Genomic DNA, 12262 nt, shown 5'->3' on the forward strand with positions numbered 1-12262 from the left:
CCTACGCCTCGCGCGTCCCCTCGTACATCTCTTCGAGGAGGTGCTTGTACTCGCGCTCCACGACCGGCCGCTTCAGCTTCAGGCTGGGCGTGATCTCGCCGTGCTCCACGTCGAGGTCACGGGGCAGCAGACGGAACTTCTTGATGGTCTGCCACCGCTGCAGGTTCTCGTTGAGCTGCTTGACGTACGCCTCGACCATCGCCACCGTCTCCGGCGCCGCGACGACCTCCGCGTACGACTTGCCCCCCAGCCCGTTCTCCTCGGCCCAGCCCATGAGGGCGGCCTCGTCCAGCGCGATGAGCGCCGTGCAGAAGTTCCGGTCGGCGCCGTGCACCAGGATGTTGGAGACGTACGGGCAGACGGACTTGAAGGAGCCCTCGATCTCCGTCGGCGCGACGTACTTGCCGCCGGAGGTCTTGAACAGGTCCTTCTTCCGGTCGGTGATCCGCAGGTAGCCGTCGGGCGACAGCTCGCCGATGTCACCGGTGTGGAACCAGCCGTCCGGCTCCAGCACCTCCGCCGTCTTCTCCGGCAACCCGTGGTAGCCCTCCATGATGCCGGGGCCGCGCAGCAGGATCTCGCCGTCGTCGGCGATCCGGACCTCGCAGCCGGGCAGCGGCTTGCCGACCGTACCGGTGCGGTACGCCTCGCCCGGGTTCACGAAGGAGGCGGCGGAGGACTCGGTGAGGCCGTAGCCCTCCAGGATGTGGATGCCGGCGCCGGCGAAGAAGAAGCCGATCTCCGGGGCCAGCGCGACCGAGCCGGAGACGCAGGCCCGCAGCCGCCCGCCGAAGGCCTCGCGCAGCTTGGAGTAGACGAGCGTGTCGGCGACCTTGTGCTTGGCGCCGAGCCCGAAGGGCACGGACGCGGTGCCGGTGCGCCGGAAGTTGTCCTGGCTGACCTTGGCGTACTCGCGGGCGACCTCGGCGGCCCACTGGAAGATCTTGTACTTGGCCCCGCCGCCCGCCCGGGCCTTGGCGGCGACCCCGTTGTAGACCTTCTCGAAGATGCGCGGCACGGCCGCCATGTACGTCGGCTGGACGACCGGAAGGTTCTCGATGATCTTGTCGACCCGGCCGTCGACGGCGGTGACGTGCCCGACCTCGATCTGCCCGGAGGTGAGCACCTTGCCGAAGACGTGCGCCAGCGGCAGCCACAGGTACTGCACGTCCTCGGGGCCGACCAGACCGGTCGCGGCGATCGCCTTGGCCATGTACGACCAGTTGTCGTGCGGCAGCCGGACACCCTTGGGGCGGCCGGTGGTGCCGGAGGTGTAGATCAGGGTGGCGAGCTGGTCCTTGGTGATCGCGCCGACCCGCTTCGTGACCAGCTCGGGGTCCTTCTCGAGCCGGGCGGCGCCGCGCTTCTCCAGCTCGTCCAGGGTGAGGATCCAGTCCGCGGTCTCCACCCCGGCCGGGTCGATCACCACGACATGCGTGAGGTCGGGCAGCTCGGCCTTCTTCTCGACGGCCTTGGCCAGCTGCGCCGCGTCCTCGGCGATCAGCACCCGGCTGTCGGAGTCGGCGAGGATGAAAGCCGACTCGTCCGCGTTGGTCTGCGGGTACACCGTCGTGGTGGCCGCGCCCGCGCACATGATGCCGAGGTCGGCGAGGATCCACTCGATCCGGGTGGAGGAGGCGAGCGCCACCCGCTGCTCGGGCGACACCCCGAGCTCGATCAGGCCCGCGGCGATGGCGTAGACCCGCTCGGCGGACTGGGCCCAGGTCAGCGACTTCCAGTCGTCCGGGCCCTCCCCGGCCGGGTTCGGCACCGGATAGCGGTAGGCCTCGGCCTCCGGCGTGGCCGCCACGCGCTCCAGGAAGAGGGCCGCCACGCTCGGCGGACGGTTCTCGATCAAAGTCTGTGTGTCGCTCACGACGTCCTCCGGGGCCCGCGACGATGCGGCTGGCTCAGGGTGCGGCTGGTTCACACTCGCGTGCCGTTGTTTAACTCGCGAGTAACTATCGAGCAGGGATCAGAGTAAAGCGCGACCGGCCAGGGCGTAAGAGGTCGCGCCCTGTCACTTCCTACAGAGAGCTACCCCGCATACGCGCAGGGGCCCGCCGCACTTTCGTACGACGGACCCCTGACTGCCCGTTTTGCCGGGCCAAGCGGGTGTAACCGACGGTTACTTCTTGCCCTTGCCCGACCCCGCGCTGTCATCGCTGCTCAGTACGGCGATAAAGGCCTCCTGCGGAACTTCCACGGAACCCACCATCTTCATCCGCTTCTTGCCCTCCTTCTGCTTCTCCAGCAGCTTCCGCTTACGGGAGATGTCACCGCCGTAGCACTTGGCGAGGACGTCCTTGCGGATGGCGCGGATGGTCTCGCGGGCGATGACCCGGGAGCCGATGGCGGCCTGGATGGGCACCTCGAAGGCCTGCCGCGGGATGAGCTCGCGCAGCTTGGCGACGAGCCGCACGCCGTAGGCGTACGCCGCGTCCTTGTGGGTGATCGCCGAGAAGGCGTCCACCTTGTCGCCGTGCAGCAGGATGTCCACCTTGACCAGGGAGGACGTCTGCTCGCCGGTGGGCTCGTAGTCCAGCGACGCGTAACCGCGCGTCTTCGACTTCAGCTGGTCGAAGAAGTCGAAGACGATCTCCGCGAGCGGCAGGGTGTAGCGGATCTCGACCCGGTCCTCGGAGAGGTAGTCCATGCCGAGGAGGGTGCCGCGCCGGGTCTGGCACAGCTCCATGATCGAGCCGATGAACTCGGTCGGGGCGAGGATCGTGGCGCGTACGACGGGCTCGTACACCTCGTTGATCTTGCCCTCGGGGAACTCGCTCGGGTTGGTGACGGTGTGCTCGGTGCCGTCCTCCATCACGACCCGGTAGACCACGTTCGGCGCGGTGGCGATGAGGTCGAGCCCGAACTCGCGCTCGAGCCGCTCGCGGATCACGTCGAGGTGCAGCAGGCCGAGGAAGCCGACGCGGAAGCCGAAGCCGAGCGCGGCGGAGGTCTCCGGCTCGTAGACCAGCGCGGCGTCGTTGAGCTGGAGCTTGTCCAGGGCCTCGCGCAGCTCCGGGTAGTCGGAGCCGTCCAGCGGATACAGACCGGAGAAGACCATGGGCTTGGGGTCCTTGTAGCCCCCGAGCGCCTCCGTGGCCCCCTTCTGCTGGCTGGTGACGGTGTCACCGACCTTGGACTGGCGGACGTCCTTCACACCGGTGATGAGGTACCCCACCTCACCGACGCCGAGGCCGTCGGCGCCCAGCATCTCGGGCGAGTTCGTCCCGATCTCCAGCAGCTCGTGGGTGGCGCCGGTCGACATCATCTTGATGCGCTCGCGCTTGTTGAGCTGGCCGTCGATGACCCGGACGTAGGTGACGACACCGCGGTAGGAGTCGTAGACCGAGTCGAAGATCATCGCCCGGGCGGGGGCGTCCTTGACGCCGACCGGCGCCGGGACCTCCTTGACCACCTTGTCGAGCAGCGCGTCGACACCGATGCCGGTCTTGGCGGAGACCCGCAGCACGTCGCTCGGGTCGCAGCCGACCAGGTTGGCGAGCTCCTCGGCGAACTTCTCGGGCTGCGCGGCCGGCAGGTCGATCTTGTTGAGCACCGGGATGATCGTGAGGTCGTTCTCCATCGCCAGGTAGAGGTTGGCGAGGGTCTGCGCCTCGATGCCCTGGGCGGCGTCGACCAGGAGAATGGTGCCCTCACAGGCGGCGAGCGACCGCGACACCTCGTAGGTGAAGTCGACGTGCCCCGGCGTGTCGATCATGTTGAGGATGTGCGTGTTGCCCGGGTCCGTGGTGGGCGCCCAGGGCAGACGCACGGCCTGGGACTTGATGGTGATGCCGCGCTCGCGCTCGATGTCCATGCGGTCGAGGTACTGAGCGCGCATCTGCCGCTGCTCGACCACACCGGTCAGCTGGAGCATCCGGTCGGCGAGCGTGGACTTGCCGTGGTCGATGTGCGCGATGATGCAGAAATTGCGGATCAGAGCCGGGTCGGTTCGGCTCGGCTCGGGCACATGGCTAGGGATCGCGGGCACGCAGGGTCCTGATTCTTGAGGTGTCCGCAGCCGTCTGCGGTCTCGGGTCGGAACGATCGGGTCTATACGCAGGCTCCATGGTCCCACGGGTGGCGACCGGAGACCGGTTTGGGCCGCGAGGGCGGGCTGCGCAGGCCGGTTTTGGGTGGCCGGAGGGCCGCTGGTAGTCTGGGTGGCTGTGTCTCATGCCCTCTCAGCGCGAGGCACAACCCAAGAAAATCACCCGGTGCGGATTCCGTGCGGCTCCCGTGCGGCCCCGTGCCAGAACCTGTAGAGGCTCATTCGTGGCGAACATCAAGTCCCAGATCAAGCGGATCAAGACCAACGAGAAGGCTCGGCTGCGCAACAAGGCCGTCAAGTCCTCCCTGAAGACCGCGATCCGCAAGGCCCGCGAGGCCGCTGCCGCGGGTGACGTCGAGAAGGCCACCGAGTACCAGCGCGCTGCCGCGCGTCAGCTCGACAAGGCCGTCTCCAAGGGCGTCATCCACAAGAACCAGGCCGCCAACAAGAAGTCGGCGCTTGCTTCGAAGGTCGCCTCCCTCAAGGGCTGAACCCCTTTCTTGATCTGATCGCCGGAAGGACCCAGAGCGGGCCCTCTCTCATCCGCTCCCGACCGGCACCCAGAGCTCGCACGCGGCCTGCGTTCGCCACGCGGGTGCGAGCTCGCCCAGCTTGAACCGAAGGCCCCGGTGCCTCGCCCTTCCCCAGGGCGGCCACCGGGGCCTTCGGCGTCCGCTGCTGCGGACCAACGATCACGACCAGAAGTCGTTGGCCTTGTCGATGTCCGAGACGCACTCGTCGAGATCGGTGGCCTTGTCGCCGACGATCCGGAAGACGATGCAGGCGTTCTCCGCGATGCTCTTTCCCTTGCGCTGGGCGGTGAAGTGGTGCACGGCGACGGCGTGGCCGCGGCCGTCGACCATGATGTTGAGCAGATCGACGTTCATCGACCCGGCTGTCTCCTCGTAGAGACGGCCGTACATCTCGATGATCGCGTCCTGCCCCTTGTAGTCACCCGAGAGCGGGTGGCTGCCGGGAACGTGCTGCGTACAGTCCGAGGCCATGAGCCCGCGCAGGGCGTCCATGTCTCCGCGCTGGAACGCCTCGTAGCCCTTGCGTACCAACTGTGCGTGGGGGTGTTCAGCCATGGCGACCGCCACCTCTCGTCTGCTCGGCGCTGGATGGCTGATACGCACGATTTTCCTCCGGGACGGGGACGGCGTCCTCTGGAGAGGGCCCCCGCGCGGCGGTGAGCTCCTCCGGGGCAGCTCGTGCCGGTGCCCGGTCACCGTCCCCGGGACCGAGCGGCTCGCGCGATGGTGACGACGGCCTTCTCCAGGGCGTACTCGGGGTCGTCCCCGCCGCCCTTGACGCCGGCGTCGGCCTCGGCGACGGCGCGGAGGGCGACGGCGACTCCGTCGGGGGTCCAGCCGCGCATCTGCTGGCGCACCCGGTCGATCTTCCAGGGCGGCATGCCCAGCTCACGGGCGAGATCGGCGGGGCGTCCACCGCGCGCGGAGGAGAGCTTGCCGATGGCCCGGACGCCCTGGGCTAGAGCGCTGGTGATCAGGACGGGCGCCACACCGGTGGCCAGGGACCAGCGGAGCGCCTCCAGCGCCTCGGCGGTCCGTCCCTCGACGGCCCGGTCGGCGACGGTGAAGCTGGAGGCTTCGGCACGCCCGGTGTAGTACCGCCCGACCACGGCTTCGTCGATGGTCCCCTCGACATCGGCGACGAGCTGCGACACGGCGGACGCCAGCTCCCGCAGATCACTCCCGATGGCGTCCACCAGCGCCTGACAGGCCTCGGGGGTGGCGGACCGCCCGGTGACCCGGAACTCCTGCCGGACGAAGGCGAGCCGATCGGCGGGCTTCGTCATCTTGGGGCAGGCGACCTCTCGGGCCCCGACCTTCCGGGCGGCGTCGAGCAGGCCCTTGCCCTTGGCTCCCCCGGCGTGCAGCAGCACCAGGGTGATCTCCTCGGCGGGCGCCGCGAGATAGGCCTTGACGTCCTTGACGGTGTCGGCGCCCAGGTCCTGGGCGTTGCGCACCACGACGACCTTGCGCTCGGCGAACAGGGAGGGACTGGTCAGCTCGGCGAGCGTGCCCGGCTGCAACTGGTCGGGAGCCAGATCCCGCACATCGGTATCGGCGTCGGCGGCCTTGGCTGCCCGCACGACCTCCTGCACAGCCCGATCGAGCAACAACTCCTCCTGCCCCACGGCAACGGTCACCGGGGCAAGCAGATCATCGGAAGCAGATTTCCTGGCCATCGCGACAAGGATGACACGGGCCACTGACAACGACGGACGCCGCCGAGCTTGCGCGCACAGCGCGAGCAGCCGTGCCGCCGGGGCGGGACCGGGGTGGGCTGGGGGCGGCACGGGTGGGCTGGGTCGCGCCTCTAGGGCGGCACGGGTGGGCTGGGTCGCGCCTCTGGGGAGAGGCACACCGCAAGCGCGGGCGAGCGGAACCCACCCAGTCCCAGCCCCAGCGCACCAGCTACAGACGACCCCCGCCTCAGTCACGCCGCGCTCGCCCGCTACGGCTCCTCCCGCCACCCATCCCACTCCCCCACGAACTCGTTCAGCTCCGCAGGATCCAGCACCCCACGCTCGTCCCGCAGCAGAACCAGCCACTGCGCGTCCTCCGCGTCGTCCTCCCCCGCCAACGCGTCCCGCACCACCCGAGGCTCCTCATCCACCCCGAACCGCTCCCCGAGCGCCTCCACGACCTCATCGGCCGCGTCCCGGTCAGGCAGCACCAGCACATGTCTCACATCACTCACGCGGCCATTCTCCAGCCACGCACCCTCCATCAGCCGCTCACCCCTGCGGCGTGACCTGTACAGCACCCGCCTTCCGCACCCCCGGCACCCGATCCAGCTCAATCCCGAACCGCTCCCGGTACGCGGTCAACACCTCCTCGTCCGTACGGAGATGCCGCTCCTCCCGCCTCCCGTCAGCCGCCGTCGTCTTGAACGTCCGCCCGCTCAGCGTGATCCGGCCCCCCTCCTCCGTCACCCGCGAACACACCAGCGACCGCGTGAAGTGCGAGCCCGGCGACGTGCACTGCCACCACGCCCCGGCGACGAAGTCACCGAGCACCCGCGGCCGCATCTCCAACCGGTACTCCGGCCTGCCGTTCATCACGACGTCCAGGTCCGCCGCCTCCGGCACCCGGTACCCGCCCCGCACGCCCGCCGCGTCCGGCCCCGCCTCCACGATCCGGAACACACCCCCGGGATCCTCCTGCTCACCCCGCGCCTCCAGCGCCAGCGGGAAATGACTGTGGGCCCCGAAACCGACGTCGGCCAGCCACTCTCCCCCGTCGACCGTCCGCACCCGCAGCGCCATGTGGTCGTACGGGATCCCCAGCCGCCCCTCCCCGTCGTACACCCGCCCCGCCAGCAGCGTGACCTCGTACCCCAGCGCCGCCAGCAACGCCCCGAACGCGCCGTTCAGTTCGTAGCAGAACCCTCCCCTCCGCGCCCCCACCAACTTGTCCAGCAGCCGCTTCTCCTCCAGCACGATCTCCTCGCCGAGGTGGATCGACAGGTTCTCGAAGGGCACGGTCTGCAGATGGCGCACATGCAGCTCGCGCAGGACATCGACGGTGGGCCACGCCGGGTGCTTCACACCGAGCCGGTCCAGATAGGCATCAACCTCTGTGGAATTCATGCCCTCAGTCTCCCGCCACCCGCAGCCGGCCGTCCTCGCCCACGACGGCCAGCGCCCCGTCCTCGTCCGTCCGCAGCACCGTCGCCCCCAGCGCCCGCAGCGCGGCCACCGTGCCGGGCGCCGGATGCCCGTACGAGTTCTCCCCGCACGAGATCAACGCCAGCCGCGGCGCCACCCGCCGTATCAGCTCCGGATCCTGGTACGCCGACCCATGATGGGCCACCTTCAGCACATCCACCCCGTCCAGCAGCCCACCGGCCGGTGAGCCCAACAGCGCCCGCTGGGCCGGGGGTTCGAGATCCCCCAGCAGCAGCAACCGCAACCCCGCCACCTCCGCGAGCAGTGTCACGCTGGCGTCGTTCGGGCCCTCCGGCTCCGGCGCCGGACGGGGCGGCGGCCACAGCACCCGCCAGGACAGCTCCCCGGTCCGCCGCCGCTCCCCGGCCACGGCCCGCGTCACCGGGATCCCCCGCGCCGCGGCCTGACCTCGGACGAACTCCGCCTGCTCCACCGGCTCCTCGTGCCCGGTCGTCTCGATCGCCCCCACCGCTCGACCTCGCAGCACCCCCGGCAGACCCGCCACATGGTCGGCGTGGAAGTGGGTCAGGACGATCAGTGGAATCCGGGTGATGCCGAGCGCGCGCAGACAGTGGTCGACGCGCTCGGGGTCGGGTCCGGCGTCCACGACCACCCCGGTGCCCTCACCCGCCGCCAACACGGCCGCGTCCCCCTGCCCCACGTCGCACATGACCATCCGCCAGCCCGTCGGCGGCCACCCGCTGATCGCCCGGACCAGCGGCGGAGGTTGCACGAGGACCAGCACCAGCAGCACCGCCGCCGCCCCGCACCACCACGGGTTCCGCCACAGCCGCCGGCCGACCAGCAGCCCGGCCACCGTGACGAGGAGCAGCAGCCCCGCCCCGGCCCAGCTGCCCGGCCAGTCGATCCCCGAGCCGGGCAGCGCCGCCCCGGTCCAGGCGATGTCCGCGATCCACCCCGCCGGCCAACTCGCGCCCCACGCCAGCGCCTTGGCCACCGGCATCGCCACCGGCGCCGTCGCCAGCGCCGCGAACCCGAGCACCGTGGCCGGCGCGAGCGCGAACTCCGCCAGCAGATTGCACGGCACGGCCACCAGGCTCACCCGCGCCGACAGCACCGCCACCACCGGCGCGCACACCACCTGCGCGGCCCCCGCCGCCGCCACCGCCTCGGCCCACCGCGGACCGAGCCCGCGCCGCCGCAGCCCCGCGCTCCAGCGCGGCGCGAGCAGCAGGAGCGCCCCGGTGGCGAGCACCGACAGCAGGAACCCGTAACTTCGGGCCAGCCAGGGGTCGAACAGCACCAGCAGCAGAACGGCCGTCGCCAGCGCGGGCACCAGGGACCGGCGCCGGCCGGTCGCCAGCGCGAGCAGGACCACGGCACCGCAGGCCGCCGCCCGCAGCACACTCGGGTCCGGTCTGCACACCACGACGAACGCCAGCGTGAGCGCCCCGCCGCACAGCGCGGTCGTCCGCAGCGACAGCCCGAGCCGGGGCGCGAGCCCACGGCGCTCGACGAGCTGGGCCGTGCCCGGCGGCCCGATGAGCAGCACCAGGATGATCGTGAGGTTGCTCCCTGAAACCGCGAGCGTGTGCGCCAGGTCGGTCTCCTTGAACGCCTCGTCCAGCTCCCGCGTGATCCGCGAGGTGTCCCCGACGACCAGTCCCGGTAACAGCGCCCGCGCGTCCGCCGGCAGTCCGTCGGTGGCCTCCCGCAGCCCGGCGCGCAACCGCCCCGCGGCCCGCTGCGCCGCCGAGGCCGGTGCCACGACCCTCGGCTCCGCCCCGCCCCGCACTCGCAGCACCGCCGCGATCCGGTCGCCGCCCGTCAACGCGGGCGCCAGCCGCGCGGTCACCCGCAGCCGGGTCGACGGCAGCAGCCCGAGCCAGGGTGAGCCTTCGGACGCCTCCACCACCATCAGCACCGGCGCCCGCGTCAGCACCGCCGCTTCCCCGTCGGCCGCCACCCGCCGAACCTCCCCGTCGATCACGGCGGCGGTCGGCGCCACGTGGTCGCCCCGGACCCGGGGCCGGGTGAGCCGGGGATCGGAGGTCAGCTCGACCTCGGCGGTCACGGTGGCGTACTGCCGGGCGAGCCCGGGCACGGGACCGCGCCGCAGATCGGCGCCGTGCAGCCCGGCGGAGGCGGCCGCCGCGGCGACGCAGAGCAGGACCGCGGCCACCGACACCTGCGGCCAGGCGAGCCTCCGGGCCCACAGGAGGGCCACCCCGAGGGCCACGGACCCGGTCCCGACACCGACGGCCCATCCGGCCGGTGCGTCCAGCAGCAGCGCCGCCGTCGCCCAGGCCGCGAGCGCCGGGGGCACGAGCCGCAGGTCGGTCGGTCCTTCCTGTCTCGGGTGGGAGGCGCCGAGCCGTTTTCCGGAGGCCACGTGCACCTCGGGCCGCGCGGCGGCGGGGGCGCCCGTCATGGCCGTACGAGATTCCGCAGGTCGGCGAAGCGTCGCTCGCCGATGCCGTTGACCTCGCGCAGCTCCTCCACCGAGCGGAAACCGCCGTTCCGGGTGCGGTGGTCGATGATGTGCCGCGCGAGGACCGGACCGACCCCGGGCAGGGTGTCGAGCTGCTCGGCCGTGGCCGTGTTGAGGGAGACCGGGGCGGTGGAGGCCCCTCCCGCGACGCCCGGAGCGGCGGCGCCGGGCACTGCGCCCTGCGTCGGCGCGGTCGCGGACGCGGGTGCGCCGACAACGACCTGCTCGCCGTCGACCAGGAAGCGCGCCCGATTGAGCCCCTCGGTCCGCGTGCCGGGGCGTACCCCGCCCGCGGCGCGCAGGGCGTCGTCGACCCGGGAGCCCGCGGGCAGCCGATGGATCCCCGGTTCGCGCACCTTTCCGCTGACGTCCACCACGATCTCGGCACCGGCCGAGGCACCGCTCAAGGCACCGGCACCGGTCGATCCGCCCGCCGGCTCACCGGCGGAAGCACCGGCCACGCCCCCGCTCGGTTCCGCGCTCGCCTCGCCCTGCCCGTAGGGAGCCGCCCGGACCACCTCCGGCGCCCGCACCTCCTGCGTCCGCCCGCTCCAGAAGTGCTGTACGGCGAAGCAGGCGGCGAGGACGAGCAGCGCCGTGAGCGCGACCACGCTCCGCCGCTCCAGACCGCACCGGGCCTGCACCCACAGGGGCAGCCGCTCCCGCAACGCCAGCCCGGCCCAGGCCCGTCGGTGGTGCCCCGCGTCGGCGACGGGCGGCTCCGCTCGCCCGAACTCCTCCGCGGGCTCAGCCTCCTCCAGACGCCCGTACGCAGCCGGCGGCCCATTGCCCGACTCCCGCTCCGCCCCCGCCCGTTCACCGAAGAGCACCTCCGCACGCCGACGGAGCTCCTCGGCCGGGGCATGGCGGTGCCTCACCCGGCCGGGCGGGCGCTGACGGCGGTTGCGGGTGCGGACGTCGGAGCGAGGACCGCGCCCCGGCCCACTGGCCGCGGCGGATGAACGAGTACGTGATCGAAGTGCCATGCGACGAGGATGAAACACCTCGCCGTTCCGCGATGATCTTGCTCAATTCCCGGGGACAACAGCCCGGTTGTGGATAACTCCATCACCCGCACGAGTGAGCACGGGAGGGCGCGAATCCCACCGAGGCGACAGACGCCGTGCTCACCGGGTCGACAGACGTGAAGCTCACCGGGGCGACACGACGACCCCGAGCAGCCCCGGCCCGGTGTGCGCCCCGATCACCGCCCCGACCTCGCTCACATGCAGGTCCGCCAATCCCGGCACCCGCGTCCGCAGCCGGTCCGCCAGCGCCGACGCCCGGTCGGGAGCGGCCAGGTGGTGCACGGCGACGTCGACCTGCGCGCCTCCGGCCCGGTCCGCGACGATCTCCTCCAGACGGGCGATGGCCTTGGACGCCGTCCGCACTTTCTCCAGCGGTTCGATCCGGCCGCCGTTGAGCTGCAGCAGCGGCTTCACCGCGAGCGCCGAGCCGAGCAGGGCCTGGGCCGCTCCGATGCGGCCACCGCGGCGCAGATAGTCGAGGGTGTCGACGTAGAAGTAGGCGGCGGTGCCCGCGGCGCGCTTCTCCGCCGCCGTGACGGCCTCGTCGACCGTGCCGCCCGTCTCCGCGACCTCCGCCGCCGCGAGCGCGCAGAAGCCGAGTGCCATCGCGATCATCCCGGTGTCCACCACCCGCACCGGCACCGGCGCCTCACGGGCGGCGAGGACCGCCGCGTCGTACGTGCCGGAGAGCTCGGCGGACAGATGCAGCGAGACGATGCCGGTGGCGCCGGACTCCGCGACCCTGCGGTAGGTCTCGGCGAACTGCTCGGGGCTGGGGCGCGAGGTCGTCACGGAGCGCCGCTTCTGCAGTGCCTGGGCCAGGGAGCGGGTCGAGATCTCGGTGCCCTCCTCCAGCGCCTGGTCACCGAGGACCACGGTCAGGGGCACCGCTGTGATGCCGTGGCGCTCCATCGTCCGCGGCGGCAGGTAGGCCGTTGAATCGGTGACGATCGCGACATGGCGGGACATGAGCTGGAGGTTACCTGGCGTAGCGCCCGGGCGGCAGCCCGGCCCCTGTCACCCGGAGC

The 12262-nt window shown here is 71.6% G+C and carries 10 protein-coding genes; 1 reads left to right on the plus strand and 9 read right to left on the minus strand.

What is annotated here, in order from left to right; all coding sequences use genetic code 11:
• Position 1 precedes the first annotated feature (1 nt).
• Both ACWDRW_RS16915 and lepA read right to left on the minus strand, forming a co-directional pair.
• Positions 2-1876, minus strand: coding sequence for an AMP-dependent synthetase/ligase (locus ACWDRW_RS16915; RefSeq protein WP_451723885.1), 1875 nt, complete (start codon positions 1874-1876; stop codon positions 2-4).
• Positions 1877-2128: 252 nt separating this feature from the next.
• Positions 2129-3997, minus strand: a complete 1869-nt coding sequence (gene lepA / locus ACWDRW_RS16920; RefSeq protein ID WP_451723887.1) for a translation elongation factor 4 — start codon at positions 3995-3997, stop codon at positions 2129-2131.
• 284 nt (positions 3998-4281) lie between these two features.
• Here lepA and rpsT point away from each other — a divergent pair, with 284 nt between their 5' ends.
• Complete coding sequence (gene rpsT, locus ACWDRW_RS16925) at positions 4282-4548, plus strand: 30S ribosomal protein S20 (protein ID WP_015660447.1); 267 nt, start codon at positions 4282-4284, stop codon at positions 4546-4548.
• A 201-nt stretch (positions 4549-4749) separates the two neighbouring features.
• On the opposite strand, the gene ACWDRW_RS16930 is transcribed toward rpsT, so the two are convergent.
• The 7 genes from ACWDRW_RS16930 to ACWDRW_RS16960 all read right to left on the minus strand — a co-directional run bounded on the left by ACWDRW_RS16930 (position 4750) and on the right by ACWDRW_RS16960 (position 12203).
• Positions 4750-5145 carry a nuclear transport factor 2 family protein gene (locus ACWDRW_RS16930; RefSeq protein ID WP_451723889.1) on the minus strand — a complete coding sequence of 132 codons (396 nt, stop codon included), beginning with the start codon at positions 5143-5145 and terminating at the stop codon, positions 4750-4752.
• A 137-nt stretch (positions 5146-5282) separates the two neighbouring features.
• On the minus strand, positions 5283-6269 hold the full coding sequence (gene holA, locus ACWDRW_RS16935; RefSeq protein ID WP_451723890.1) for a DNA polymerase III subunit delta: 987 nt from the start codon (positions 6267-6269) through the stop codon (positions 5283-5285).
• A 269-nt stretch (positions 6270-6538) separates the two neighbouring features.
• On the minus strand, positions 6539-6784 hold the full coding sequence (locus ACWDRW_RS16940) for a hypothetical protein (protein ID WP_451723892.1): 246 nt from the start codon (positions 6782-6784) through the stop codon (positions 6539-6541).
• A gap of 37 nt (positions 6785-6821) precedes the next feature.
• Complete coding sequence (locus tag ACWDRW_RS16945; RefSeq protein ID WP_451723894.1) at positions 6822-7676, minus strand: arylamine N-acetyltransferase family protein; 855 nt, start codon at positions 7674-7676, stop codon at positions 6822-6824.
• A 4-nt stretch (positions 7677-7680) separates the two neighbouring features.
• A complete protein-coding gene (locus ACWDRW_RS16950; RefSeq protein ID WP_451723895.1) occupies positions 7681-10146 on the minus strand; it encodes a ComEC/Rec2 family competence protein in 2466 nt (821 codons plus the stop codon).
• Positions 10143-11192 (minus strand): helix-hairpin-helix domain-containing protein, encoded by a 1050-nt coding sequence (locus ACWDRW_RS16955; protein WP_451723897.1) that lies wholly within the window; start codon positions 11190-11192, stop codon positions 10143-10145. The genes ACWDRW_RS16950 and ACWDRW_RS16955 overlap by 4 nt, the downstream gene beginning before the upstream one ends.
• Positions 11193-11357: 165 nt before the next feature.
• Positions 11358-12203, minus strand: a complete 846-nt coding sequence (locus ACWDRW_RS16960) for a DegV family protein (protein ID WP_451723898.1) — start codon at positions 12201-12203, stop codon at positions 11358-11360.
• Positions 12204-12262 lie beyond the last annotated feature (59 nt).

It is taken from the genome of Streptomyces sp. NPDC003635 (genome assembly GCF_053587635.1).

Coding starts and splice junctions, on each gene's coding strand:
- ACWDRW_RS16945 (WP_451723894.1), bottom strand. CDS start 7,676: ATGAATTCCACAGAGGTTGATGCCTATCTGGACCGGCTCGGTGTGAAG.
- holA (WP_451723890.1), bottom strand. CDS start 6,269: ATGGCCAGGAAATCTGCTTCCGATGATCTGCTTGCCCCGGTGACCGTT.
- ACWDRW_RS16955 (WP_451723897.1), bottom strand. CDS start 11,192: ATGGCACTTCGATCACGTACTCGTTCATCCGCCGCGGCCAGTGGGCCG.
- ACWDRW_RS16930 (WP_451723889.1), bottom strand. CDS start 5,145: ATGGCTGAACACCCCCACGCACAGTTGGTACGCAAGGGCTACGAGGCG.
- ACWDRW_RS16960 (WP_451723898.1), bottom strand. CDS start 12,203: ATGTCCCGCCATGTCGCGATCGTCACCGATTCAACGGCCTACCTGCCG.
- ACWDRW_RS16950 (WP_451723895.1), bottom strand. CDS start 10,146: ATGACGGGCGCCCCCGCCGCCGCGCGGCCCGAGGTGCACGTGGCCTCC.